The following is a 236-nucleotide window of genomic DNA, read 5'->3' as shown; positions in this document are numbered from 1 at the left end:
GAAGTTCCGCTACATATTGGTGCAATTTGCGTAAATGTTGGTACTATATTGTTGCCGACTGTAACTGTCATCGTTGTGGTTGTAGCACACTGACCCTCATTTGGTGTAAATGTATAGGTGGTAGTGGCAGTATTGTTTACAGCCGGACTCCATGTTCCTGTAATGCCGTTTGCAGACGTAGCAGGCAGTGTAAATGAAGTTCCGCTACATATTGCTGCAATTTGCGTAAATGTTGG

General features: G+C 43.6%; 1 pseudogene. It reads right to left on the bottom strand.

Features of this window, described 5'->3' with window-relative positions:
• Nucleotides 1-236: pseudogene (locus tag ACLI08_RS16400) on the bottom strand (concanavalin A lectin); the annotation flags it as partial.

The sequence above is a fragment of the Flavobacterium sp. RNTU_13 genome (genome assembly GCF_046614455.1).
Lineage (GTDB): Bacteria > Bacteroidota > Bacteroidia > Flavobacteriales > Flavobacteriaceae > Flavobacterium.
This window is presented reverse-complemented; position numbering and strand designations above follow the sequence as displayed.